General features: G+C 63.9%; 18 protein-coding genes. 16 read left to right on the forward strand and 2 right to left on the reverse strand.

The window, feature by feature from the left end:
- Window positions 1–284 precede the first annotated feature (284 nt).
- Together rpoE and F8A90_RS04585 are read left to right on the forward strand one after the other, a co-directional pair.
- On the forward strand, window positions 285–887 hold the full coding sequence (gene rpoE, locus F8A90_RS04580) for an RNA polymerase sigma factor RpoE (protein ID WP_043331873.1): 603 nt from the start codon (window positions 285–287) through the stop codon (window positions 885–887).
- Window positions 888–1,254: 367 nt separating this feature from the next.
- Window positions 1,255–1,992 (forward strand): sigma-E factor negative regulatory protein, encoded by a 738-nt coding sequence (locus F8A90_RS04585; protein ID WP_200019203.1) that lies wholly within the window; start codon window positions 1,255–1,257, stop codon window positions 1,990–1,992.
- A 186-nt stretch (window positions 1,993–2,178) separates the two neighbouring features.
- Here the strand turns inward: F8A90_RS04585 and F8A90_RS04590 are convergent, their stop codons facing one another.
- On the reverse strand, window positions 2,179–2,424 hold the full coding sequence (locus F8A90_RS04590; protein ID WP_043331871.1) for a VF530 family DNA-binding protein: 246 nt from the start codon (window positions 2,422–2,424) through the stop codon (window positions 2,179–2,181).
- A 146-nt stretch (window positions 2,425–2,570) separates the two neighbouring features.
- Here F8A90_RS04590 and F8A90_RS04595 point away from each other — a divergent pair, with 146 nt between their 5' ends.
- The 9 genes from F8A90_RS04595 (at window position 2,571) to acpS (ending at window position 12,076) form a co-directional block, all read left to right on the forward strand.
- Window positions 2,571–3,041: a SoxR reducing system RseC family protein gene (locus F8A90_RS04595; protein WP_054554989.1), complete on the forward strand. Its 471-nt coding sequence runs from the start codon at window positions 2,571–2,573 to the stop codon at window positions 3,039–3,041.
- A 301-nt stretch (window positions 3,042–3,342) separates the two neighbouring features.
- Window positions 3,343–4,758 (forward strand): DegQ family serine endoprotease, encoded by a 1,416-nt coding sequence (locus F8A90_RS04600; RefSeq protein WP_200019204.1) that lies wholly within the window; start codon window positions 3,343–3,345, stop codon window positions 4,756–4,758.
- Window positions 4,759–5,080: 322 nt separating this feature from the next.
- A complete protein-coding gene (gene lepA / locus F8A90_RS04605; RefSeq protein WP_043331869.1) occupies window positions 5,081–6,901 on the forward strand; it encodes a translation elongation factor 4 in 1,821 nt (606 codons plus the stop codon).
- A gap of 55 nt (window positions 6,902–6,956) precedes the next feature.
- On the forward strand, window positions 6,957–7,760 hold the full coding sequence (lepB, locus tag F8A90_RS04610) for a signal peptidase I (protein ID WP_054554987.1): 804 nt from the start codon (window positions 6,957–6,959) through the stop codon (window positions 7,758–7,760).
- Between the two features lie 340 nt (window positions 7,761–8,100).
- On the forward strand, window positions 8,101–8,793 hold the full coding sequence (gene rnc, locus F8A90_RS04615; protein WP_043331866.1) for a ribonuclease III: 693 nt from the start codon (window positions 8,101–8,103) through the stop codon (window positions 8,791–8,793).
- 92 nt (window positions 8,794–8,885) lie between these two features.
- Window positions 8,886–9,830: a GTPase Era gene (gene era / locus F8A90_RS04620; RefSeq protein WP_052384345.1), complete on the forward strand. Its 945-nt coding sequence runs from the start codon at window positions 8,886–8,888 to the stop codon at window positions 9,828–9,830.
- Between the two features lie 203 nt (window positions 9,831–10,033).
- Window positions 10,034–10,750 (forward strand): DNA repair protein RecO, encoded by a 717-nt coding sequence (recO, locus tag F8A90_RS04625; protein ID WP_200019205.1) that lies wholly within the window; start codon window positions 10,034–10,036, stop codon window positions 10,748–10,750.
- A 121-nt stretch (window positions 10,751–10,871) separates the two neighbouring features.
- Complete coding sequence (pdxJ, locus tag F8A90_RS04630; protein ID WP_054554985.1) at window positions 10,872–11,702, forward strand: pyridoxine 5'-phosphate synthase; 831 nt, start codon at window positions 10,872–10,874, stop codon at window positions 11,700–11,702.
- The gene (gene acpS / locus F8A90_RS04635; RefSeq protein WP_043331863.1) at window positions 11,699–12,076 is read left to right on the forward strand and encodes a holo-ACP synthase; all 378 of its coding nucleotides are present in this window, start codon (window positions 11,699–11,701) and stop codon (window positions 12,074–12,076) included. The genes pdxJ and acpS overlap by 4 nt, the downstream gene beginning before the upstream one ends.
- A gap of 111 nt (window positions 12,077–12,187) precedes the next feature.
- Here acpS and F8A90_RS04640 read toward each other — a convergent pair whose 3' ends face one another.
- Window positions 12,188–15,382: a hybrid sensor histidine kinase/response regulator gene (locus F8A90_RS04640; RefSeq protein ID WP_200019206.1), complete on the reverse strand. Its 3,195-nt coding sequence runs from the start codon at window positions 15,380–15,382 to the stop codon at window positions 12,188–12,190.
- A gap of 221 nt (window positions 15,383–15,603) precedes the next feature.
- Between F8A90_RS04640 and cysM the strand changes: the two genes are divergently transcribed.
- The 5 genes from cysM (at window position 15,604) to ppc (ending at window position 24,260) form a co-directional block, all read left to right on the forward strand.
- Entirely contained in the window at window positions 15,604–16,590 is a 987-nt protein-coding gene (gene cysM, locus F8A90_RS04645) for a cysteine synthase CysM (RefSeq protein WP_200019207.1), read from the forward strand.
- Window positions 16,590–17,993: an RsmD family RNA methyltransferase gene (locus F8A90_RS04650; RefSeq protein WP_200019208.1), complete on the forward strand. Its 1,404-nt coding sequence runs from the start codon at window positions 16,590–16,592 to the stop codon at window positions 17,991–17,993. The genes cysM and F8A90_RS04650 overlap by 1 nt, the downstream gene beginning before the upstream one ends.
- A gap of 56 nt (window positions 17,994–18,049) precedes the next feature.
- Window positions 18,050–20,314 (forward strand): GTP diphosphokinase, encoded by a 2,265-nt coding sequence (relA, locus tag F8A90_RS04655; RefSeq protein ID WP_166019310.1) that lies wholly within the window; start codon window positions 18,050–18,052, stop codon window positions 20,312–20,314.
- Entirely contained in the window at window positions 20,311–21,279 is a 969-nt protein-coding gene (gene mazG / locus F8A90_RS04660; RefSeq protein ID WP_200019209.1) for a nucleoside triphosphate pyrophosphohydrolase, read from the forward strand. Before relA ends, mazG begins: the two co-directional genes overlap by 4 nt.
- Window positions 21,280–21,611: 332 nt before the next feature.
- Window positions 21,612–24,260, forward strand: coding sequence for a phosphoenolpyruvate carboxylase (gene ppc / locus F8A90_RS04665; protein WP_166019312.1), 2,649 nt, complete (start codon window positions 21,612–21,614; stop codon window positions 24,258–24,260).
- Window positions 24,261–24,343 lie beyond the last annotated feature (83 nt).

The raw sequence follows: 24,343 nt of genomic DNA on the forward strand, positions 1-24,343 counted from the left end.
ACGCTGTCATGACAGGAGTGAACACGCAAAACCTGAGGCTTTGACGGCATGGCGTCTTGCCGTACAAATGATAAACAGGAACACTGTGCGTTGATTTTGGTCGCGTCAGCGGGCCGCCGGGCGGTTTTTCGCCCCGCGCCAGGCATCGCATCCATCACTACGAATATCAAAGGGGCCGGATAACGCATGCGCGAGTCGCAATTCCTGTCAGGTGCTGATGCCCCGGGGATTCCTGATGTGGAGTCCGCAAGCGGTGCCTCCACTCCCGCGGAGGGAGCGAGTGAATGAGTGTCAATGAAACGGACCAGCAGTTGGTCGAGCGCGCCCAGAAAGGGGATAACCGCGCCTTCGATCTGCTGGTCAGGAAATATCAGCACAAGATTCTCGGCCTGATCAGCCGTTACGTACACGATCATTCAGAAGTGCAGGATGTCGCCCAGGAAGCCTTCATCAAGGCCTATCGTGCGTTGCCCAACTTCCGGGCCGAGAGTGCCTTCTATACCTGGATGTACCGGATCGCCATCAATACGGCCAAGAATCATCTGGTCTCGCGGGGCCGTCGTCCGCCGGGTACCGACATGGATATCGGCGATGCCGAGGTGGTCGATCAATCCGGTCGCCTGTCGGACATCGAGACGCCGGAAGCCGCCATGGCGCGTGATGAGCTGGAGAAGGTGGTCTTCGAGGCCATCGAGAAGCTGCCCGAAGACCTGCGCACCGCCATCACGCTGCGCGAATTCGATGGCCTGTCCTATGAGGATATCGCCGAGGTGATGCAGTGCCCGGTGGGCACGGTGCGTTCGCGTATCTTCCGCGCACGTGAAGCGGTCGACAAGGCGATCCAGGGGCTGGTCAGTCCCGCCGCGGCGGTGTCAGCCGTCGAGTGATGTCGCTGTTCTGCGTCGCCCCTGTGAGAGAAGAGCTACAAAAATTTTTGTTGGTTAAATTCAATCAACTCAGTGGCTTGGCGAAATCTTGCAGCTAAAGTGAATGTTTTCTGAACGAATGGCGGAACAATCCGTGCGGCGCGTGTTCTTACTGTTCAGTAGTCATGTAGCTCAGCGACTGCGTGCATGAGCGCTGGAAAGTCGAGTGGTGAGGGGCAGGCACGAAAGCCCCTCTTCCACAGCGCAGTAACGCTGTTTGCCGTTGGCCCGCCCGGGCCATCAGCCGCCATGGTGAATGACGCCATTTGTTGCCAGGAGTGCAGGTTGAAGTCGTCGTTCAATCTGACGAGTGTGAGGGTATTTACGCATGAATCTGAAGACCACCGAATCCGTGAAGGAGTCGCTGTCCGCGCTGATGGATGCGGAGGGTGACGAGCTGGATCTGCGTCGTGTCCTCAAGGGGCTCGATGAGTCTCCTGAGGCTGCAGACACCTGGCGCCGCTATCACCTGGCGCGCAGTGCCATGCATCGTGAGCGTGAAAGTACCTTCACTCTGGATATCGCGTCGGCGGTCAGCGCTGAGGTCGAGCTGATCTCCCGTGAGGCTCCCGCGAGCGCACCGCCCGTAGCCGAGCGCCGCAGCCTGTTCTCCTTTGCCGGTTCCGCCGCCATCGCGGCAGGTGTCGCGGTGATGGTGATCACCGGCGTGCAGGTCTTCAATGGCGGTGACAATGGGGTGCCCGGCGGCGTGAACAGCGGTGCAGAGCTTGCCAGTGGCTCTTCCATCAACCAGGGTGGTTCCGCCATCCAGGGAGGCACCGTGCGTCAGGTCAGCCAGCCGTCGGTGAATGCCGAGGCGTCTCAGTGGGTGCAGCCCGGCGCCAACAACGGCTTGATGCAGGTCGGCGTGACGCCCTCCAGCTCGCGTCCGATGTTCATGGCGCCGCAGAGTGGCAGCTACGATTCCGGCATGTCGTCTAGCAATGTCGCCGCGGCGGACCTCGCCCAGCGGCGCCTGCTCGAGGCCTACCTGAGCCAGCATTCCTCGCGCGGCCCGGTGCCGGAGCGCAGCGAGTGGATCAGCCTGCAGGATGTTGCCCAGTAACATTCGCGGGATGACTGACTTGCGTGACCTCGCTGCCTAGGCAGATGAAAGCAGCATGGATGAACGTAAAAAAGAGGGGCGGCCAATGGCCGCCCCTCTTTTCTTGTCTGTATATCCTGGTTGCGCCCACATGACCTGGTCGCGTCCGGCCAGCGCCGTCACTTGCCGGTGTGACCACGCTCGGCCTCAGTCATGCAGATAGCGATCTGCCGTCTGGATGTAGAGTGCCTCGACCTTGGCGCGTGCCCAGGGCGTGCGGCGCAGAAACTTGAGGCTCGAGTTGATGCTCGGGTCGCTGAGGAAGCAGTTGATGGGAATCAGCTCGCCCAGGGTCTCGAAGCCGTAGTGGTCCACCAGCCAGGTCAGCAGTGCCTTGAGGGTGACGCCGTGCAGCGGGTCCAGGCGGGAAGTGGATGGGGGTGCGTCGCTCATGCGGGCTCCTGTTGATGGTATCGTGGGCGCTTGACTGTCTTTGAGGCGCGAATCGGGCCTGAGGCGCGTGAACTGCCGCCGTGAATGACGCTATTCTACGCGTATGTGTCGCCAGTGCGCGGCGAGTTTTTGCAGGAGTCAGCAAGATGATGCAGGAAGAGGGGCAGGTCACGGGGCATGGCAAGGAAGGCGTCTGGGTCGAGACCCAGCGTCGTTCCACCTGTGGTGCCTGCAATGCGCGCAGTAGCTGTGGCAGTGGCCTGTTGAGCCAGTTTTCCCGTCGCAAGCCGCATCGCGTGCTGATCCATGTGCCGGCGGGCGAAGACTTGCCGATGGTGGGTGAGCGGGTGGTGATCGGCATCGATGAGTCGGCGTTTCTGCGCAGTGCGGGCCTGCTGTATGGCCTGCCGCTGGTCAGCGGCATGCTGGGGGGGATCGTGGCCGAGCAGCTGGCGGGCGCTGGCACCCTGGCGGTGCCGTTGGGCTTCGCGCTCTCGTTGGCGGCGGGCCTGATGGTCGTGCGCTGGCATGCCGCGCGCCCTGAGCGGCAGGCACTCTACCGGCCGCGACTGATGCGTCGTCTCGGCATGGATGCGATGGCAATCAAGGCGCTGTAGTCGGCTTGCTCAAGTGATGACGTGCTCAAGCGATAGCGGTAGTCGACTCTCTCGGCAGGTCGGGGGAGTGACTTGTATTGCCGACAGGTGGCGACGTCAGTCTGCATTGGGCCGGCATCGGCACCTGTCGGATGTTGGCGACGCATGGTTGCGTCCAACGCGGCACCAATCGCTGAACTTCAACGACGCTTCGACGTCAATGAGAAGGACGCCGCCAGCGATGTGACGCTGCCATCGTCAGTAGTTGCGTGATTGCACGCCTGATAACAAGTGATGACAGGACGTACCAGGAGCCGCACTGATGAAATCCCTTTCCCGCCTGATGGTACCTGCCTTGGCCATGGCTGCCCTGATGGGCTCCCAGCTGGTCCAGGCTCGTGAATTGCCCGACTTCACCCAGCTGGTCAAGGACTCGGCACCCGCGGTGGTCAATATCGCGACCACCACCGAGATCCAGCGCAGCTCGGGGCCGGTGTTCCGGGGGCCCAATGGCGAAGAGATGCCCGAATTCTTCAAGCGCTTCTTCGGTGATCAACTGCCTGGCCCGGGCCGCGGGGGTATCGAGAAGCGCTCCAGCCTCGGGTCTGGCTTCATCATCTCCGATGATGGCTACATCATGACCAATGCCCATGTCATCGACGGTGCCGATGAGGTGATGGTGCGCCTCAACGACCGTCGCGAACTCAAGGCGCAGGTGGTCGGTGAGGACAAGAAGACCGATATCGCGCTGCTCAAGGTCAAGGCGGAAGATCTGCCGACCTTGCCGATGGGCGACAGTGATGCGTTGGAAGTCGGCGAATGGGTGGCCGCGATCGGCTCACCGTTCGGCTTCGATCATTCCGTCACCGCCGGTATCGTCAGCGCCATCGATCGCACCCTGCCGTCGGACGCCTATGTGCCGTTCATCCAGACCGATGTGGCGATCAATCCGGGCAACTCCGGTGGGCCGCTGTTCGATCTCGATGGCGATGTGGTGGGCATCAACTCCCAGATCTATACCCGCTCCGGCGGCTTCATGGGCGTGAGCTTCGCGATTCCGATCAATGTGGCGATGGATGTCGCCGACAAGCTCAAGACCGATGGGCGCGTGGACCGCGGCTGGCTGGGCGTCGTCATCCAGCCGGTATCCAAGGATCTGGCCGAATCCTTCGGGCTGGACCGCGCGCGCGGTGCGCTGATCGCCGATCTTGATCCGGATGGCCCGGCCGCCGCCGCTGGCCTCAAGAGTGGTGACATCATCACTGCCGTGGATGGCAAGGCGGTCGAGAGCTCGACTTACCTACCGCGCATGGTCGGTGCCAGCTCGCCGGGCGATTCGCTCAAGCTCTCCATCCTGCGCGATGGCAAGAGCCAGACGCTGACCGCCAAGGTCGGCCATTGGCCGGGCAGCGAGCAGGCGCATGCCGCCAAGGCCAGTGATGACAAGCAGGGGCTGGGCGTTGCGGTGGCAGAGCTCGACAAGGCCAGCTTGAACGAGCTCAATCTGGATCATGGGGTGCGCGTGATGGAAGTCGACCCGCAGGGCGTGGCCGCCGAGGCGGGCATCAGCACTGGCGATGTGCTGGTCGAGCTCAATCAGCAGCCGTTGACCAGCGTGCAGGCGCTGCGCGATGTGGTCGCCGAGCTGCCGACCAATCGTCCGGTCTCGCTGCGCCTGGTGCGCAATGGTCGCCCGCTGTATATCGCACTGCGCATGCGTGCCGACAGCGACGAGTGATCCAGTCAGCGCCTGAGGCTAGTGACGAAAACGTGAGCGACAAGAGTGCAGGCAACAGAAGGTGACCGCCACCGGCACGATGGCGGTCACTCCGGCAGCAGACGGGGCGCACGGGCGACTGTGCGCCCCGTCTGCTGCCGGGTGGCCCTGCGGCTCACCCGAGTTCAGGTGGGCTGTGACAGGGCCCGGACGGGCGCAAAAGGCAACGCCTTCTATCATCGCTTGTGGTCGGACTGTACAATGCGTGCAATTCGATTTCCGTCGTCTCCCGTGTTGGCCGTGTGATTTCACGGAGGCGGGCACAAATACAGAGCAGTGATCCATGACCGAACGCGTAACGCCGCCGTCCTTGAAGCATATCCGCAACTTCTCAATCATCGCCCACATCGACCACGGCAAGTCCACGCTGGCTGACCGCATCATCCAGCTGTGCGAAGGCTTGAGCGATCGTGAGCTCAAGGAGCAGGTGCTTGACTCGATGGACATCGAGCGCGAGCGCGGCATCACCATCAAGGCCCAGTCGGTGACCCTCGACTACCACGCCGATGATGGCAATACCTATCAGCTGAACTTCATCGATACCCCGGGGCACGTCGACTTCTCCTATGAAGTCTCGCGCTCGCTGTATGCCTGTGAAGGGGCGCTGCTGGTGGTGGATGCCGGCCAGGGTGTCGAAGCTCAGTCGGTGGCCAACTGCTACACCGCCATCGAGCAGGGCCTCGAGGTGCTGCCGGTCCTCAACAAGATGGATCTGCCGCAGGCGGACCCTGAGAAGGTCTCCCAGGAGATCGAGGAGATCATCGGTCTGGACGCGACGGATGCCTGTCAGGTGTCGGCCAAGTCCGGCATGGGCATGGAAGCGCTGCTCGAGCGTCTGGTGCGTGACATTCCGCCGCCCAAGGGCGATCCGGAGGCACCGCTGCAGGCGCTGATCATCGATTCCTGGTTCGACAACTACCTCGGTGTCGTCTCGCTGGTGCGTATCTTCGACGGCACCCTGAAGAAGGGTGAGAAGATCCGCCTGAAGTCCACCGGCCGCGACTGGGAGACCGGCGCGATCGGTATCTTCACGCCCAAGCGCAAGGAAACCGGCGTGCTGCGCGCCGGTGAGGTGGGCTTCATCGTCGCCGGCATCAAGGACATCATGGGCGCGCCGGTGGGTGACACCATCGTGCACACCAAGACGGCCGACAAGGTCGAGCGTCTGCCGGGCTTCCAGAAGGTCAAGCCGCAGGTCTACGCCGGCATGTTCCCGATCAGCTCCGATGACTACGAGGACTTCCGTGACGCCCTGCAGAAACTGGCGCTCAACGATGCCTCGCTGGATTACGAACCGGAGAACTCCGATGCACTGGGCTTCGGCTTCCGCGTCGGCTTCCTCGGCACCCTGCACATGGAGATCATCCAGGAGCGTCTGGAGCGCGAGTACAATCTCGACCTGCTGACGACCGCGCCGACGGTGATCTATGAGGTGCTGATGGACAACGGCGATGTGCTGCCGGTGTCCAACCCGTCCAAGCTTCCGGACATGGCCAACGTCGATGAGCTGCGCGAGCCGATCTGCCGCGCTACCATCCTCGTGCCGCAGGAATATGTCGGCAACGTCATCACCGAATGCGTCAACCGTCGTGGCGTTCAGCTCGACATGCAGTTCCTGGGCAGCCAGATCCAGCTGATCTATGAACTGCCGATGGCGGAAGTGGTGATGGACTTCTTCGATCGCCTCAAGTCCATCTCCAAGGGCTATGCGTCACTGGATTACAGCTTCGAGCGCTTCGAGGCCGCTAAGCTGGTACGTCTGGACGTGCTGATCAACGGCGATCGCGTCGATGCACTGGCGGCGATCATCCACCGTGATCACGCACATGGCCGCGGCCGTCTGCTGGTCGAGAAGATGAAAGAGCTGATTCCGCGTCAGATGTTCGATGTGGCGATCCAGGCGGCCGTCGGTGGCCAGGTCGTGGCACGCTCCACCGTTAAGGCGCTGCGCAAGAACGTGACCGCCAAATGTTACGGCGGCGACGTCAGCCGCAAGAAGAAGCTGCTCGAGAAGCAGAAAGCGGGCAAGAAGCGCATGAAGCAGGTCGGCCGGGTGGAAATTCCCCAGGACGCCTTCCTTGCCGTGCTCAAGATGAACGACTGAGGCAGGCCGCCGACTGGCGGCTTGCCACCAAGACCCAGGGCAGACAGGGACAACGATGGATTTCTCGCTAGTATTGGTGATTGCCGTAGCGGTAGCCGGCGTGGTGTGGTTGATAGACCTGGTTGCCCTGCGCAGTGCGCGCAAGGCGCGTGTGGCCAAGGCCGAGGCCTCCGTTGAAGGAGAACTGGACGCTGGCACGCGTGAGAAGCTGGCGCGTGACCCGTGGCCGGTGGACTATGCCAAGTCCTTCTTCCCGGTACTGCTGCTGGTACTGGTGGTGCGCTCCTTCGCGTTCGAGCCGTTCCAGATTCCGTCCGGCTCGATGCTGCCGACGCTCAAGATCGGCGACTTCATCCTGGTCAACAAGTATGACTATGGCCTGCGCCTGCCGGTGGTCGACACCAAGGTGCTGGAAGTCGGCGAGCCGGAGCGTGGCGATGTGATGGTATTCCGTTTCCCGGAGGATCCGTCCACCAACTTCATCAAGCGCGTCGTCGGCCTGCCGGGCGATACCATTCGCTACGAAGGCAAGCAGCTCTACGTGAATGGTGAGGCCATCGACAAGACATTGAATGCGCGCAACTCCAGTGAACAATCCGGTGAAGACCTGCTGGATGAGACACTGGGGAAACACGCCCATCAAATCTACAATAACCCTCAGGACCCCGGCCCGCAGATGCGCGAGATCCGGGTGCCGGAAGGCATGTACTTCGTGATGGGTGACAACCGTGATCACTCCAACGACAGCCGCTACTGGGGCTTCGTGCCGGAAGAGAACATCGTCGGCAAGGCGGTGGCGGTATGGATGCACTGGAAAGAAGGGTTCCCGGACTTTTCCTCGGTACGCCTGATTCATTGATCAGTGCATTGACCGGGCCGCCGAGAGGCGGCCCGGTCGTGTCTGGCAGGGCCACATTGGCCCGCCGGCCTTATCAGTGCGGATCTTCGACATGGGACGATGCGTCGTGCCTGCCATGTCAACCTGCTGTTCATCATGTCGGACCCGTGGCCACAAGCTTGCGGGCAGCGCGGCTGACGAATATCGGATTGGGATGGTGGCAATCGGCAACTCCTCAAGCCGCGTAGGCTTCGGGCATCGCGAGACATGTCGAAGACGACAGGCATCAGCCAGCATGACTGATGCACCATTCGACAGGACGCCCGCGGGCGTCAGCGACAAAAAGAGAGTAGGGAGACCTGTGAGTAGCCCGCTGAATGCCTTTGTAAAGCGTATCGGCCACACCTTCGAGGATGCGAGCCTGCTGGAACTGGCTCTGACCCATCGAAGCTATGGTGGCCAGAACAATGAGCGTCTCGAATTCCTTGGCGATTCCATCGTCAACTTCGTGATCGCCGAAGCGCTGTTCCTGCGCTTCCCCCAGGCCCGTGAAGGCCAGCTGTCACGCCTGCGTGCGCGCCTGGTCAAGGGCCAGACCCTCGCGGAGCTGGCGCGTGAATTCAATCTCGGCGAGAACCTGCGTCTGGGCTCCGGCGAGATGAAAAGCGGCGGTCACCGTCGCGAGTCCATTCTGGCCGATGCCGTGGAAGCCGTGATCGGCGCCATCTATCTGGACGCCGGCATGCAGGTGGCGCGTGAACACGTGCTGCGCTGGTACGCCACCCGTCTTGAAGCGCTGAATCTTCAGGACACCCAGAAAGACCCCAAGACGCGTCTGCAGGAATTCCTGCAATCGCGTCAGGCGGCACTGCCGCGTTATGAGGTGACCAGCGTCGAAGGCGAAGCGCATTCGCAGACCTTCAGCGTCGATTGCCACGTCGAGATGATCGACACCAAGACCACAGGCGTCGGCTCCAGCCGTCGTCATGCTGAACAGCAGGCGGCCGAGTTCGCGCTGCAACTGCTCGAACCTGCCCGCGGAGGCCGCTCATGAGCCATACCCCAGAAGACAACGTCACCCCGAGCGGCGACGCCTCTGATCACTCCACTGATAACGGCGCCGGCACCCCGGATGCCCTCGAGGGCATGCTGGCCGCCGCCGGTGTCAGCGATCAGCCGCTGCCGGACACCCGCTGTGGCTTCGTCGCCATCGTCGGTCGTCCGAATGTCGGCAAGTCGACGCTGATGAACCACATCCTGGGCCAGAAGGTCTCGATCACCTCGCGTCGTCCGCAGACCACGCGTCACCAGGTGATGGGTATCCACACCGAAGAGGGCACCCAGTGCGTCTTCGTCGATACCCCGGGGATCCACATCATGCAGCGCGATCGCAACAAGGCGATCAATCGCTTTATGAACCAGGCCGCCACCCAGGCGCTGCGTGACGTCGATGCCGTCGTCTTCATCGTCGACCGCACCCGCTGGATGGAAGAAGACCAGATCGTGCTCGAGAAGCTGGCCCACGTGAAGGCGCCGGTGATTCTGGTGGTCAACAAGATCGATTGGCTCAAGGACAAGACCACCCTCGCGCCCTGGCTGCAGAGCCTGCAGGAGCGTCGTGACTTCGCAGCCATCATTCCGATGTCGGCCAAGAACGGCACCAACATCGATCTGCTGCTCGAGAACGTGATGAAGCGTCTGCCGCAGGGCGAGCACATGTTCGCGGACGACCAGATCACCAACAAGAGCTCTCGCTTCCTGGCCTCCGAGCTGGTGCGCGAGAAGGTGATGCGTCAGCTGGGCGACGAACTGCCCTACCAGATGACCGTCGAGATCGAGGAATTCAAGACCGATCAGCGCGGCACCCTGCACATCAGCGCGCTGATGATGGTCGAGCGCCAGGGCCAGAAGAAGATCCTGATCGGCGAGAACGGTGAGCGCATCAAGAACATCGGCCGTGAAGCGCGTCTCGAGATGGAACGTGCCTTCGACGCCAAGGTCATGCTGAACCTGTGGGTCAAGGTCAAGCGTGGCTGGTCGGATGACGAGCGTGCCCTGAAGAGTCTGGGTTACACCCACGACAAGGACTGACGACGTCGCGCGAGCGGTGCAGGGCGGTGGCGATCCGAGAGGGTCGCACCTGCCGTGTGCCGCCCGTCGCTGATCCGATGTTCTCGCGGCCTCTGCCGCGCACCGCCTGGCCTTGCCCAGGCGGTCTCGTTTCTTGCCAGCCCCTCTGCCAGTCCTTCTGCCAGCTTTTTTTGCCAAGCCACCGTCTGACGTGAGCCTGCCTGATGACGCCGCAACCGGCCTTCCTGCTGCATCGCAAGCCCTACCGTGAAACCAGTGCCATCATCGAATTGCTGACCCTCGAACACGGACGGGTGCGCGCGGTGGCGCGTGGCGTTCAGCGCCCGGGCAGCAAGGCGCGTGCACGACTGCAGCCGTTCACGCCCTTGCATGTCACCTGGCGTGGCGAGAGCGATCTCAAGACGCTCAACCTGATGGAGACCGGTGGCAGCGCCAGTCTGCTGGCGGGCGAGGGGCTGCTGTGCGGGTTCTACGCCAATGAGCTTTTGACCCGTACGCTGCCGGTGGAAATGCCGGTGCCGGAGCTGTTCGCGCTCTACTCGCTGACATTGGACGAGGTCGCACTGCCCGCCAGACGCGCGCCCGCGCTCAGGCGACTGGAATACAGCCTGCTGGAAGCGCTGGAGCAACTGCCGCAATTTCGCGCTCTGGATGACAGCCCGCTGATGCCGGATGTGCGCTATGACTATGTGGTCAGTGAGCGACGCTTTCAGGCGCAGCCGCCAGGCGCGGCGGGCATCGAAGGGCGGGCCCTGAAGTTGCTGGCCAGCGAAGACTGGGGCCATGCTGGGCTTGCCCGCGAGAGCCTGTGGCTGGCGCGGCGTGCGCTGGCGCCTCTGCTGGGGGATCGTCCGCTGCGTTCGCGCGAGTTGATGATGCAGCTGACGGCCAGGCGGCGTCAGAGTCGTCAGTCCGACTGACGCCGTCAGGCGTGGCGACACTGTCCGGCTGCGGCGTGACGCATGATAGTATTGCGCGACCTGTCTTCGGCATGGCCCTCGTCGCCATGCCTGTTCTCTTGTTCATCGTTAGGAGCTGATCATGCATCCGCTGCGCATCCTGCTCGGGGTCAACATCGACCACATTGCCACACTGCGTCAGGCGCGTGGTACCCGCTATCCGGACCCGGTCCAGGCCGCGCTGGTCGCGGAAGAGGCGGGTGCCGACGGTATCACCGTGCACCTGCGTGAAGACCGTCGCCACATCCAGGAGCGCGACGTGCGCATTCTGGCCGAGGTGCTCAACACGCGCATGAATCTCGAGATGGCCGTCAGCGAAGAGATGCTGGCGCTGGCCGAGGAAGTCCAGCCGGCCAACGTGTGTCTGGTGCCGGAAAAGCGCGAAGAGCTGACCACCGAAGGCGGGCTGGATGTCGCCGGTGATCTGGCGCGCATCACCGCCGCCTGCGAGCGTCTGGCGGCGGCGGGCTGTGAAGTCTCGCTGTTCATCGACCCGGAGCCTGAGCAGATCCGTGCCGCCTTCGAGGCCGGTGCGCCGGTCATCGAGCTGCATACCGGCGCCTATGCCGATGCCACGGGCGAGACGGCGCGTGTCGAGTTCGAGCGCATCGCGGCCGCCGCGGAACTGGCCAACGAGCTGGGGCTGGTGGTCAATGCCGGTCACGGCCTCAACTATCACAACGTCGAGGCGATCGCGGGTATCTCAGGGCTCAACGAGCTGAACATCGGTCACGCGATCATCGCGCGCGCCATGTTCGTCGGCCTGAAGGAGGCCGTCATCGAGATGAAGCGTCTGTGTATCGCAGGCCAGGAAGCGGGCCTGATGGCCGCGCTGGATGCGCACGATCATGACCATGACCACGAACACGGTGATGACCATGAGCATGTGCAGGGCTCAGGCTGCTGCGGATGATCGTCGGCATAGGCACGGACATCGCGCGTATCGAGCGCTTCGAGGCCGGCATGGCGCGCCATGGCGAGCGCTTTGCGCGCCGACTGCTGGGGGAAGAGGAGCTGGCGCGCTTTGCCGATCACCCTCAGCCGGCGGCCTTTCTGGCCAAGCGTTTCGCGGCCAAGGAAGCCTTCGTCAAGGCGCTGGGCACCGGCCTGCGTCAGGGCATGCGCTTCACCCAGATTCAGGTGGTCAACGACGCCCTGGGCAAGCCCTCGCTCAAGCTGTCTGACGAGGCGGAAGCCCTGACCGCGCGGGCGGGTATCCGCCATCTGCACCTGTCGATCAGTGATGAGCGTGATCAGGCCATCGCCTTCGTGGTGCTGGAGCGTTAGCCTCCCTCGATCTGGCGCTGGATCGCGTCTCTGAACACGGCGCTCGAAACGACAACGCCACCCCTGCCTTGCGGCAGCGGGTGGCGTTGTCGTTTGTGCAGGGCTGGTCTTTCAGGGCTGGTCTTTGGACTGGGGCTCGCTTGTCTGTGGCTTGCTTACCGATGATGAGCCTGTGTCGGAGGGCTCAGCGGGTGCGTCCGAGGGCGCGGGGGAGGACGGGGATGAGGTCTCGGCAGGGGGCGCTGTCGGCGTTTCAGACGTCTCAGCCGTCTCACCGCCGGGGCTAGCCGGTTCAAGCGGCGCGGCGAGCAAGGCCTTGGCCTCGTCGCTGTGCGACCACTGGATCAGGCTGTCGATGGCCGCGAACAGGGCATCGACATCCTCTTCCAGCTGCGACAGGCCGCTGACGCGGATGCGGGTCTCCAGTGCCTCCACCAGCAGTGCCAGACGCGGCACGCCACAGTAGCGGCAGGCGCCGTTGAGATAATGCACGCCATCGAGCATCGCCTCGTTGTCACGCGCCTGCCAGGCGCGGCGGATCCTGGCCTCGCTCTCCGGCAGGCTCTCGATCAGCAGCCCCAGCATCTCCAGAGCCAGGGCCTCACGGCCACCGGCCATCTCCACGCCCAGCGCCATGTCGACCACCGGCAGGTCGGCGTCCTGCTCCAGGCTGAGCTGACTCTTCGCGGCAGAGCGGGGCAGGGGCGCTGCCGGCGACGAGGACTCGGCCTGGCTGGCAGCGTCTTTCACTCCCGGCGGCAAGGCAGACGTCGCCTGACTGCGAGCAGGGCTGCGCGATTGGCTGCGTTCTGGACTGCGCGATTGGCTGCGGGCAGGGCTGCGCGATTGGCTGGATGACCGCGCGGCCTGCGGTGGCGGGTTCAGCGAAATGCCCAGATGACGGCTGAGCAGGTTGGCCAGCAGGCCCTCGTCGATGGGCTTGATCAGGTAATCATCCATGCCTTCCGCCAGCAGCTCTCGCCGTTCATGCGCCAGTGCATGGGCGGTGAGGGCGATCACCGGCAGGTGGCGGTTGCCCTCGCGATGTTGATGACGCAGCGCCTTGGTGGCTTCCAGCCCGTTCATGCCCGGCATCTGGATATCCATCAGGACGGCATCCACGACCTGCTCCTGAGCCAAGGCCAGCGCCTCTTCGCCACTCTGGGCGGCCAGGGTGTCCAGCCCCATGTCGGTCAACAGCTCCTCGGCCAACAGTCGGTTGGAGGGGTTGTCGTCGACCACCATCACGCACTTGCGAGGCTGCGCAGGCGTTTCCTGACGCGCAGGCTGGGCGGTGAGCTCAGGCCGCGGGCCGGCTGATGTCGTCTTGGCAGGCGTGCTGGCTGGCTTGGCGGCTGGTGCCGTGCCTGCGTCCTGCTCACGTGTGGCCGGCTCGAACGAGGTGAAGGAGGCGCTGCGCGGCGCCTGAGTCGGGTCGCGGTGAGGTGAATGCAGCAGATTGGCCAGCTTGTGACGCATCTGCAGGCGCGTGACCGGCTTGCTGACCACTTCGTCGATGCCGTACTGCTGCAGGTTCTCGGCGTCGGCGGGCAGGGGCGCGTTCAGCAGACCCAACACGCGACACGGCAGATGCTTGAGGCGCGCGCCCCATTCATCCAGCCGCTTGAGGTCGCGGCTCTCCAGCGCGACGACCACCAGGTCCGGCTGCTCTTCGATACCGACCAGCGTCAGTGACCAGCGGGTCAGCAGGTAACTCAGGGCGCGACGGGTGGCCGAGTGTGGCTCGATCAGGCAGATGCGTTGATGATCGAACACGACTTCGCGCGGGCGCTCCTCGATGCTGCTGACCGCCACCGGCACGCTGAACAGGAAGGTGGAGCCGTGGCCGGGCAGGCTGTCGACCTGGATCTCGCCGCCCATCTGCTCGACCAGTCGCTTGGAGATCATCAGCCCCAGGCCGGTGCCGCCGAACTGGCGTGCTCGTGACGGATCTCCCTGTGAGAAGGCCTGGAACAGGCGATTGCGCTGGGCGCTATCCATGCCGATGCCGGTGTCTGCCACCGCGATCTTGAGGCGGGTGTTGCTGCCGGAGAGGTCATCCACCATCACGCGCACGATGACTTCGCCGCGCTCGGTGAACTTGACGGCATTGGCGACCAGATTCGTCACCACCTGCTTGATGCGCAGCGGGTCGCCCTCGAAGCGCTGCGGCACGTCGTCATAGACAAGCCCGAGTAGATGCAGATGCTTGCGATGGGCCTCCGGGGCATGCATGGCGAGCACTTCCTCGATCAGCGGCTCGATGTCCATCTGCACCTTCTCCAGCTCGAGCTTGCCGGCTTCGATCTTGGAGAAGTCGAGAATGTCATTGATCAATGACATCAGGCTCGAGGAGGCATTCTGCATGTGGCCCAGCCAGTCGCGCTGGCGGTTGTCCAGATCACTGCGCCCCAGCAGGTTGCTGAAGCCGATGATGCCGTTGAGTGGCGTGCGGATCTCATGGCTCATGTTGGCCAGGAATTCCGACTTGATGCGGTTGGCTTCCAGCGCCTTGCGGCGCGCCATGTCGAGCTCGATGTTCTTGATCTCGACGGTTTCCATCGACTCGTGCAGGTCCTGGGTGGTCTGTTCGATCTGGTCCTGCATGTCCTCGCGGGCGCGCTTGAGCTGCTCGACGCTGCGGTTGTAGTTCTCGGCCAGCTCGCTGAGGTCGTCATTGCCTGCCACCGGCAGCTGGCGGTGTGTCTCGCCGCGCGCCAGGCAGGTCAAAGCCTCGCCCAGTTCATGCAGCGGCTGCAGCATGCGGCGCGAGCCATGGAAGGCCAGCAGCAGCAGCGCCAGCCCGAAGACCAGATTGGCCAGCCCGTAGCCGACCAGCAGCTGGTAGCGATGCAGCACCAGGCGGGTGTCGGAGGCCTCCAGCACCAGCCACGACATCTGCTCGCCGCGCTGCGCCTCGCGCCACGGGTCGATGACCGGCATCACCATCACCAGCGAGTCCGGGTCCGAGGGGTAGGCCTGACTCTCGACCAGCGCGCTGGTCTCCGGGCGCTGGCTGGGGCCGAGATGCAACAGAGTGCCGCCGTTGGCGGTGCGCAGCGTCAGGGCGCGCACGTCGCGCTGGTCGATCAGCATCTGGGCCTGCTCGTGCAGGCGCTGGTCGTCAGCGGCGAGGGCGGCGTTGGCCATGCCCGGCATGATGGCCTGCATGCTGGCCTGCAGGCGCTCCATCATGGCCAGGCGCTCACCGCTGATCTCGCGGTCCACCGCATACAGGCTGAACATCAGGCTGGTGGCGAGGGGCAGCAGCAAGAGGGCAAGCTGGAATCGGGTACGAAGCAGCATGGCAATCCATCGTCAAAGGGCGAACGAGCATCAGCGGCAAGCATACCTCGCGCTCTTGAGCGAAGCGATGGCGAGCGCCCTGACAGGGCTGGGCGGGAGCGATATACTGCGCGCATCATCTACACCCCGACGCGGCCCCCCGTTCGTCCTTGGTCCCGATGCCAGCGCCTGACCGCTGTCATTCGGCTGTCCGGGCGCGGCGTCTCTGGAGTCTGCCTCTCATGTCTCATCTCAGCGAAACCCCCGGTGACGCCATCCCTGGCGCGTCCGATTATCCCAGTCTTGCAGATGTCGTCGGCAACACGCCGCTGGTGCGCCTGACGCGCATCACCGCAGGCCGCAACAATGTGCTGCTGGCCAAGCTGGAGGGTCACAACCCCGCCGGTTCGGTCAAGGATCGTCCGGCGCTTTCCATGTTCCAGGAGGCGGAAGCGCGCGGCGAGATCTCTCCCGGCGATACCCTGATCGAAGCGACCTCCGGCAATACCGGCATCGCGCTGGCCATGACGGCGGCCATCAAGGGTTACCGCATGGTGCTGGTGATGCCGGCCAGTGCCTCCAGCGAGCGCAAGCAGGCGATGGGCGCCTACGGGGCCACGCTGATCGAAGCCGATGGCATGGAGCACGCGCGGGACCTGGCCGAGGGGATGATCGCGCGTGGTGAGGGCAAGGCGCTGGATCAGTTCGCCAACCAGGACAATCCGCTGGCGCACTACCGCACCACCGGGCCGGAACTCTGGCAGCAGACCCATGGGCGCATCACGCACTTCGTGTCCTCGATGGGCACCACCGGCACCATCATGGGCACCTCGCGCTATCTGAAGGAGCAGAATCCGGCCATCGAGATCGTCGGCCTGCAACCTGCCGAAGGCGCCAGCATCGCGGGTATCCGCCGCTGGCCTGCCGAGTATCTGCCGCGGATCTTCGATGCCTCACGCATCGACCGCACGCTGGATATCGGCCAGCACGAAGCCGAAGTCTGCATGCGCCGTCTGGCGCGCGAAGAAGGCATCCTGGCGGGTGTCTCCTCCGGCGGTGCGCTGGCGGGCGCGCTCAAGCTCGCCGAGCAGGTCGAGAATGCGGTCATCGTGTTCATCGTCTGTGACCGGGGAGACCGCTATCTCTCGACAGGCCTCTACACCCAGGACGACGACATGACTCAGCAGGACACGCCCCACAATGAAGCCGTCGCAGGGGAGCGTTCCTGATGGCGCTGCTCGGACAGAAGCGACCGGCGCGCAAGCCGACCCGTCGCGAGAAGGAAGTGGCCAGCCGTGGCACCCGCAATGCCAGCGACGCCGACAGCCAGTGGCTGACGGTCGACCGCCTGGCCCATGACGGGCGCGGCATCGCCCATGACGAGAGCGGCAAGACCCAGTTCATCGATCAGGCCTTGCCCGGCGAGCGCGTGACGCTGGCCATCCACCGCACCCACAAGCGCTTCAATGAGGCGCATGTGCGTGCACGTGACAACGCGGCTGACAGTCGCGTGACGCCGCCCTGTGCCTATTTCGGCAGCTGTGGCGGCTGTGATCTGCAGCACATGGCGCTGGATGCACAACGCACTCATAAGGTGCAGGTGCTGGGCGAACATGCGACACGCAATGGCGTGACGCTGCCCGAGATTCAGCCGCTGGGCGAAGATGAAAGCCGTTATCGCCGTCGCGCGCGTATCGGCGTACGCGTGACCGATGCCGGTGAGTTGCAGTTCGGCTTCCGGGGACGCGGCAGCAACCAGCTGGTCGATATCACCACCTGCAGCGTGCTGGTGCCGGAGCTGGACCGTCTGCTCGCGCCGCTGCGTGAGCTGATCGAAAGCCTCGAGGCGCCCAAGCGTCTGGGCCATCTGGAGCTGACCGCTGCCGAAGGGCAGGTCATCGTGGTGGTGCGCCAACTCAAGGCGGTGCCGCGTGATGCGCAGCGCTGGCAGGCCTTCGCCGAGCAGCACGGCCTGGTGGTCGGCTGGCGGGTCGGACGTGATCCGGTGGTGCTGGAGTGGCTGTCGGGCACGCCGAACGCCGCGTATTCGCTGAATATCGGCGCAACGACGCTGCGTCTTGCCTTCTCGCCGGGCGACTTCGTGCAGGTCAATGCGGCGCTCAATCAGCGCCTGATCGACACCGCCTTCGAATGGCTGGGCGACGTCAGTGGCCTCAAGGTGATGGACCTCTACGCCGGGGTCGGCAACCTGACGCTGGCGGCTGCCGCAGCCGGCGCCAGTGAGGTGACGGGCATCGAGGGCAGTCAGGGCATGGTCGATCAGCTGATGGCCAACGCCGAAGCCAACGGGCTGGCGCAGGTGAGTGCACGTCGAGCGGACCTGAGCAAGGCCCTGCCGTCACTCGAGGGTATCGACCTTCTGGTACTAGACCCGCCGCGTGATGGCGCTCAGCCTCTCTGCGAGGAGCTGGCACGTGATCTGCATGCTGGGAGGGTCAGCCGAGTGCCGCAGCGTGTGCTGTATATCGCCTGTGACCCGACCACGCTGATGCGTGATGCACGGCTGTTGCAGGACGCCGGTTATCGCGTCACACGTGCCCTGATGGCGGACATGTTCGTTCACACGGCACATCTGGAATCGATGTTGCTGCTGGAGCGGGCGGAAGACTGAGGCGGTGCCCTCGGGCACTGTCATCAAGATGGCAAGATATTCAAGGACATAGGGTCATGGTCAAGGTGCGCGAAGATCAGCCGCTGACCGATAGCGGTGGTGTGGACATCCCGGTGTGGGTCGCGCGACTGCGCGAGGAAGTCCCGTCGGTGAATGCCGAGGTCATGGTGCAGGCCTGTGAAGTGGCGCTCAAGGTGGCGCGCGAGGCGGACGCCCGCGGTGACAAGCCGTGGCGCGAGCCGCTGCGCAGTTTCCGTTTCAGTCTCGAGATGGCCGACATCCTGTCGGAACTCAAGCTTGACCAACCGGCGCTGGTCGCGGCCGTGCTCTATCGCGCGGTGCGTGAAGGGCATCTGGGGCTTGAGGCCATCGAGAAGCATTTCGGCAAGGAAGTGGCACGCCTGATCGATGGCGTGCTCAACATGGCCGCCATCAGTCAGCTGCAGGCGCCGAGTCATGGCATGGCGCAGCATGACCAGCAGGACAACCTGCGCAAGATGCTGGTGTCGATGATCGATGATGTGCGCATCGCGCTGATCAAGATCGCCGAACGTACCGTCGCCCTGCGTCACGTCAAGGATGCCCCGCGCGAGAAGCGCATGCGCGTGGCCAGCGAAGTCTTCGATATCTACGGGCCGCTGGCGCACCGTCTGGGCATCGGTCAGCTCAAGTGGGAGCTGGAGGACCTGTCCTTCCGCTACCGCGAGGAAGATGAATACAAGACCATCGCCAGGCAGCTGTCCGAGAAGCGCCTGGAGCGTGAGCACTACATCGCCGACCTGCTGGTCGAGATGCGCACTCTGATGAGCGAGCAGGGCATCAAGCACTTCGATGTCGCGGGCCGTGCCAAGCACATCTACTCCATCTGGCGGAAGATGAAGATCAAGCGCATCGCCTTCTCCCAGGTGTATGACGTGCGCGCGGTACGGATTCTGGTCGGCACCGTCAGCGATTGCTACACGGCGCTTGGGATCGTGCACTCGCGCTGGCACCACGTACCGCATGAGTTTGACGACTACATCGCCAACCCCAAGAAGAATGGCTACCAGTCACTGCACACTGCGGTGGTGGGGCCGAGCAACAAGGTCATCGAGATCCAGATCCGTACCTTCGACATGCACGAGGAGGCGGAGCTGGGCGTGTGTGCCCACTGGCGTTACAAGGGCCACGATGTCGGCCACAAGAGTCGTAGCTACGAGGACAAGATCGCCTGGTTGCGTCAGGTGCTCGAATGGCAGGACGAAGTCGGCGAGAACGGCGGCCAGGAGGCGATCCGTCAGGGGCTGAGCTCCGATGTCGCGCCGGACCGCATCTATGTCTTCACGCCGGAAGGGCATGTCATCGACCTGCCCAAGATCGCGACGCCGATCGACTTCGCCTACCGCGTGCACACCGAGGTCGGCCATCGCTGTCGGGGTGCCAAGGTCGACGGGCGCATCGTGCCGCTGACCTACAAGCTCAAGACCGGCCAGCAGGTCGAGATCCTGACCGCCACCAAGGGCGGCCCGAGCCGCGACTGGCTCAACCCGAATCTGGGCTACGTGCGCACCTCGCGGGCCCGCGCCAAGATCCAGACCTGGTTCAAGCTGCAGGCACGCGATCAGAACGTCGATGAGGGCAAGGCGCTGCTCGAGAAGGAATTCTCGCGGCTGGCGCTGGAGAATCTCGACCGCGACAAGCTGGCCAACGCCGTCAATTACCCGACGCGTGATGACATGTACGCCGCCATCGGCGCGGGCGATCTGCGCGTCGGCCAGGTACTGCATCAGGCCCAGCAGCTGTTCGGCGATACCGATGATCAGGAGCAGCTCGAGCGCCTGCTGCGTCAGCGCAAGCCGCAGGGCAAGGAAAAGCCCGACGCCGTCATGGTGCTGGGGGTCGGCAATCTGAAGACCACCATGGCCAACTGCTGTCACCCGGTGCCAGGCGATCAGATCGCCGGTTTCATCACCCAGGGGCGCGGCGTGACCGTGCACCGTCAGGACTGCCCGAACCTGATCCAGCTGCGTTCGGACGAGCCGCGTCGCATCGTCGATGTCGACTGGGGGCAGCGCTCGCGCAATCAGTATCCGGTGGATATCGAGATCCAGGCCTGGGACCGCTCCGGCCTGCTGCGTGATGTCACCAACGTGCTGAGCGGCGACAAGGTCAATGTGCTGTCGGTGAACACGCGCACCGATCAGCTCGACAACATCGCCACGCTCAAGATCACGCTGGAAGTCGAGAACCTCGACGTGCTGGGGCGCGTATTCGCCCGCATCCAGCAGCTGCCCAACATCATCGACGTCAAGCGCCTGCGGGTCGGGGGCGACAAGGCATGAGTCGGCGATTCGATGCCAGTGTCGATGTCGATGCAGGCAGGCAAGTTGATACGCGCTACACCCTCGATGATCTGCTGACCCTGATGGCCGTGCTGCGTGACCCGCAGTACGGCTGCCCCTGGGACAGCCGTCAGGATTACGCGAGTCTGGTGCCGCACACCCTGGAGGAGGCCTATGAGGTCGCCGATGTCATCGAGCGCGCCGCCGCCGATGCCAGCGTGCTCGAGGAGCTGCCGGCGGAACTGGGTGACCTGCTGTTTCAGGGCATCTTCTACGCCCAGATCGCCAGTGAGCAGCAACGCTTCGATTTCCACGACGTGATCCATGTGCTGACCGAGAAGATGCTGCACCGCCATCCGCATGTCTTCCCGGATGGGTCGCTCGCATCGCGCCGGGAGAGCATCGCCACTCATGAGGTCGACGAAGGCTCGCTCAACGCCCAGTGGGAGTCGCTCAAGCAGCAGGAGTCCGCTGACGCGCCTGCCAGCCAGACTGCCGGCGACAGCGTGCTGGATGGCGTGCCACTTGGCCTGCCGGCGCTGACGCGGGCGGCCAAGCTCTCGAAGAAGGCCGCGCGTTCGGGCTTTGACTGGCCGGACACGAGTGGCGTGCTGGCCAAGATTCGTGAGGAACTCGGCGAAGTCGAGGAAGCGCTGACCGAGGGCGATACGGCCCATGCGCGCGAGGAAGTCGGAGACCTGCTGTTCGCGGTGGTCAATCTCGCGCGTACTCTCAAGGCGGACCCGGAGCAGATGCTACGCGCCACCAATGCGCGCTTCGAATCACGCTTCCGCCATGTGGAAGCCGCGATCGCCGGGCAGGGGCGTACGCTGGATGAGGCGTCGCTTGCCGAGATGGATGCGCATTGGGATGAGGCCAAGCGCCAGGAACGTGCGGTTGAGCAGGCGCGACGGGGCGATGGTGCGACGTCAGCAGCGCGTCCGGTGACGCCGCTGGTTCGGTGAGGGAGCGTCGTTGCAGGGTATTGGGAAAAGGGCATCTGGAAAAATGTAGTAAGTTTACGCGATAGTCGGATTGTGGAGCCGAGGCCCGCGGTCGTATGCTGAGGGGAAGCGATCAGGACGCGAGTCTTGTCCTGCTTTCCGGTCTGCTGCGCCGCGGGTCTTTCCGTTTCGCGCCAGTGTCTTCACCAGCGCCAGACCGGTGTCTTCCCTCAGCCGGTTGTCATCAGGTGTCTTTGCGCAATGAGGGAATCTGTTGTCAGCTATCTGACTGTGTGCCCCTGGTGACAGGGGAAGATGACCGCGGCAGCACCGTCACTCCCAAGGAGGGTTTCATGAGTCACGACTTGCATGAATCGTTGCGCGATAACGTGCGTATTCTCGGTGACAACCTCGGCCAGACCATCGCGGCCGACCTCGGCGATGACTTCGTCGCACGCATCGAGCGCATCCGCGCCCTGGCCAAACAGGGCCAGCAGGGCGATCAGGCCGCCCGTCATGAGCTGATCGACTATCTTCGTGATCTGCCGGATGGTGATCTGCTGCCGGTCACCCGGGCGTTCAACCAGTTTCTGAATCTTTCCAACATCGCCGAGCAGCACTACCGTGGCCGCTTCAAGCGCGTCGAGGATTATCGTCCCGGCAGCCAGCCGGACCTCGGCGAGCTGATCACGCGCATTCGCGAGCGTGGCTTCAGTGCGCAGAAGATCGTCGAGGAGCTCTCGGCAATGCGTGTCGAGCTGGTGCTGACGGCGCACCCGACGGAAGTTATCCGCCGCACTCTGATCCAGAAATACGATGCCATCGAGGGCTGTCTGACCCAGATGGAAGGCGCCTGTGATCGCCCGGAACAGGCGACCCTCGCGCGTGCACGCCTGACCGAGCTGATCAGCCAGGCCTGGCACACCGACGAGATTCGCCACGAGCGTCCGACGCCGGTGGATGAGGCCAAGTGGGGCTTTGCCACCATCGAGAACTCGCTGTGGCAAGCGGTACCGGACTTCCACCGTCAGCTTGACGAGATGACGCTGGACGCCGCCGGTGAGCGCTTGCCGCTGGACGCCGCGCCGATCTGCTTCGCCTCCTGGATGGGCGGTGATCGCGACGGCAATCCCAATGTCACCGCCAGCGTGACGCGGACCGTGTTGCTGCTGGGGCGTTGGATGGCAGCGGACCTCTATCTGCGCGATCTCGAACAGCTCAAGTCGGAGCTGTCGATGTGGAAGTGCACGGCCGCTCTGCGTGCCGAGGCCGGCGATGTGGCCGAACCCTATCGCGAGATCCTGCGCCGCCTGATCCTGCGCATGGAAAGCACGCGTGACTGGGCCAAGGCCGGCCTGGACGGCAAGCGCCACGAAGGCGTCGATATCATCGAGACCCGTGAGCAGCTGTATACGCCGCTGCTGGCCTGCTACCGCTCGCTGTGCGATGTGGGGCTGGATACCATCGCCAATGGCGCACTGCTCGATACCCTGCGTCGCGTGGCCTGTTTCGGTGTCACCCTGACCAAGCTCGATATCCGCCAGGAAAGCACGCGTCACGCGCAGGTCTTCGATGAACTGAGTCAGACGCTGGGGCTGGGCAGCTATTTCGAATGGGACGAGCAGCAGCGCTGTGACTTCCTCACCAGGGAGCTGGCTGGCCGTCGCCCGCTGATCCCGCGCCATTGGGAATGTTCCACCGACACGCGCGAGGTGCTGGATACCTTCAAGGTCATCGCGCGCGAGCATCGCGAGGCGCTGGGCACCTACATCATCTCGATGGCCGGTCAGGCCTCCGATGTGCTGGCGGTGGCACTGTTGATGAAGGAGATCGGCGGTGATGTGCGTCTGCCCATCGCGCCGCTGTTCGAGACGCTGGATGATCTGGATCGCTCCGGCCCCGTCATCGACACGCTGCTGGGCATGCCGATCTATCGCGAGCAGGCCGGTGACCGTCAGGAAGTGATGATCGGTTACTCCGACTCCGCCAAGGACGCCGGTCAGCTGGCGGCTGCCTGGGCACAGTACCGCGCCCAGGAAACGCTGGTGGAAGTCACCAAGCGCCACGGCGTCGAACTGACCCTGTTCCACGGCCGTGGTGGTACGGTCGGTCGTGGCGGCGGTCCGGCGCATGCGGCGATCCTGTCCCAGCCACCGGGCTCGGTGACCGGCTCGCTGCGCGTCACCGAGCAGGGCGAGATGATTCGCTTCAAGTTCGGTCTGCCGGACATCGCCAGCCGCTCGATGGAGATCTATGTCTGCGCGGTGCTGGAAGCCAGCATGCTGCCGCCGCCGGCGCCGAAGCAGCAATGGCGTGACGAGATGGACCGCCTGGCCGGTATCGCGCACAAGGCCTATGTCGGCGTGGTGCGTGAAGACCCGAACTTCGTGCCGTACTTCCGCTCGGTAACACCGGAAACCGCACTGGCACGCCTGCCGCTGGGCTCCCGCCCCGCCAAGCGTCGTCAGGATGGTGGCGTCGAGACGTTGCGCGCAATTCCGTGGATCTTCGCCTGGACCCAGATCCGTCTGATGCTGCCCGCCTGGCTCGGCAGTGGCGAGGCCTTCGCCACCCGCATGCAGGAAGAGGGCGGTCTGGAAGTGCTGCGCGAGATGATGAACGACTGGCCGTTCTTCTCCACCTATGTCGACATGCTGGAGATGCTGCTCTCCAAGGCCGATCTCTCGACGGCGGCCTACTACGAGCAGCGTCTGGTCGATGAGCCGGCCCTGAAGGCGCTGGGGCAATCGCTGCGTGATCGTCTCGAGCGCCTAGAGAAGGTGGTGCTGGAAATCCGCGATCAACAGGCACTGCTTGAGCATATGCCGCTGATCCGTCAGGCTATCGATGTGCGCAACCCCTACATCGACCCTCTGCATGGTCTGCAGGCCGAGCTGCTGCAGCGTAACCGCGACGCCGATGGCGCCATCTCCGCCGAGCTGTCACGCGCGCTGATGGTGACCATGGCCGGTATCTCGGCCGGTCTGCGCAACACCGGCTGATTCGGTTGAACCAGCTGGCCCGTTGATTTGCGCCTTGGCGTGAAGGATTAGCCAAGGCCTATCAGCGAAACGAGAAAGCCCCC

This window comes from Cobetia sp. cqz5-12, assembly GCF_016495405.1.
In the GTDB taxonomy this organism is placed as follows: Bacteria; Pseudomonadota; Gammaproteobacteria; order Pseudomonadales; family Halomonadaceae; genus Cobetia.

Excerpts from the sequence above, each read along its gene's own strand:
- rpoE (WP_043331873.1), top strand. The coding sequence starts at position 285 with ATGAGTGTCAATGAAACGGACCAGCAGTTGGTCGAGCGCGCCCAGAAA.
- F8A90_RS04585 (WP_200019203.1), top strand. The coding sequence starts at position 1,255 with ATGAATCTGAAGACCACCGAATCCGTGAAGGAGTCGCTGTCCGCGCTG.
- F8A90_RS04590 (WP_043331871.1), bottom strand. The coding sequence starts at position 2,424 with ATGAGCGACGCACCCCCATCCACTTCCCGCCTGGACCCGCTGCACGGC.
- F8A90_RS04595 (WP_054554989.1), top strand. The coding sequence starts at position 2,571 with ATGATGCAGGAAGAGGGGCAGGTCACGGGGCATGGCAAGGAAGGCGTC.
- F8A90_RS04600 (WP_200019204.1), top strand. The coding sequence starts at position 3,343 with ATGAAATCCCTTTCCCGCCTGATGGTACCTGCCTTGGCCATGGCTGCC.
- lepA (WP_043331869.1), top strand. The coding sequence starts at position 5,081 with ATGACCGAACGCGTAACGCCGCCGTCCTTGAAGCATATCCGCAACTTC.
- lepB (WP_054554987.1), top strand. The coding sequence starts at position 6,957 with ATGGATTTCTCGCTAGTATTGGTGATTGCCGTAGCGGTAGCCGGCGTG.
- era (WP_052384345.1), top strand. The coding sequence starts at position 8,886 with ATGCTGGCCGCCGCCGGTGTCAGCGATCAGCCGCTGCCGGACACCCGC.
- recO (WP_200019205.1), top strand. The coding sequence starts at position 10,034 with ATGACGCCGCAACCGGCCTTCCTGCTGCATCGCAAGCCCTACCGTGAA.
- pdxJ (WP_054554985.1), top strand. The coding sequence starts at position 10,872 with ATGCATCCGCTGCGCATCCTGCTCGGGGTCAACATCGACCACATTGCC.
- acpS (WP_043331863.1), top strand. The coding sequence starts at position 11,699 with ATGATCGTCGGCATAGGCACGGACATCGCGCGTATCGAGCGCTTCGAG.
- F8A90_RS04640 (WP_200019206.1), bottom strand. The coding sequence starts at position 15,382 with ATGCTGCTTCGTACCCGATTCCAGCTTGCCCTCTTGCTGCTGCCCCTC.
- cysM (WP_200019207.1), top strand. The coding sequence starts at position 15,604 with ATGTCTCATCTCAGCGAAACCCCCGGTGACGCCATCCCTGGCGCGTCC.
- F8A90_RS04650 (WP_200019208.1), top strand. The coding sequence starts at position 16,590 with ATGGCGCTGCTCGGACAGAAGCGACCGGCGCGCAAGCCGACCCGTCGC.
- relA (WP_166019310.1), top strand. The coding sequence starts at position 18,050 with ATGGTCAAGGTGCGCGAAGATCAGCCGCTGACCGATAGCGGTGGTGTG.
- mazG (WP_200019209.1), top strand. The coding sequence starts at position 20,311 with ATGAGTCGGCGATTCGATGCCAGTGTCGATGTCGATGCAGGCAGGCAA.
- ppc (WP_166019312.1), top strand. The coding sequence starts at position 21,612 with ATGAGTCACGACTTGCATGAATCGTTGCGCGATAACGTGCGTATTCTC.